This is a genomic window from Mycobacterium sp. E136 (genome assembly GCF_001666865.1).
In the GTDB taxonomy this organism is placed as follows: Bacteria; Actinomycetota; Actinomycetes; order Mycobacteriales; family Mycobacteriaceae; genus Mycobacterium.
The window spans coordinates 1-680 of sequence record NZ_LZJE01000274.1 but is presented as its reverse complement, the minus strand read 5'-3'; the positions used below and the strand labels follow the sequence as shown (position 1 = coordinate 680).

The 680-nt window shown below is 65.6% G+C and carries 1 pseudogene; it reads right to left on the bottom strand.

Features of this window, described 5'->3' with window-relative positions:
• Nucleotides 1–680: pseudogene (locus A5698_RS18265) on the bottom strand (dihydrodipicolinate reductase); the annotation flags it as partial.

Genomic DNA, 680 nt, shown 5'->3' with positions numbered 1-680 from the left:
GTCCCCGCCTCGATAGTGCCGAACGCCACCTCGATGTCGCGGTCCGTGACGCGGCGGTCGAGGGTGCCGCGGACCTCCTCGACCTCCACGCCGAGACCGGCGGCCATCAGATGAATCGGTGCCCGCCAAGCCATTTCGATGAACCCAGGCGTCTTCAGCAGCGGTTCGAAATCCAGGGGACGACCAAAGCCCATGCCGTTCATCATCACGTCGGCCACCGGGTAGTGATCGTTGAGCGCGACCTCGGTGACGGTCAGACGCTGGATCCGCTTCGACTGCGTGGCGAGCACCAACGCCAGCTGGTCGGAGCCGAAACCGGGGAAGATCCCGGAGGCGTAAAAGGATGCACTCCCCTTCTTCGCCGCCTGCTCCATCTGGTCGCGCCACTCGACCGGTTCGTAGGCGTGGGGGTTGACCAGGCGGGTGGTGCTGGTGGTCACCACGTTTATCCCTGCGCTGAGCAGCCTCACATAGTCCGGGACGGCCAGCGCATCACGTTCCGGCCCGCTGGCCGAATAGATGACACAATCGGGTTTGAGCCCGATCAGCGCATCCGCATCGGTGGTGGCGGCCACCCCGATCGGCTGCCCGTTGGCGAGTTCACCCGCGTCCTTGCCGTCCTTCTCGGGGGAGTGCACCCACACCCCGACGAGATCCAGGTCGGGTCTCTGTGAGATCGC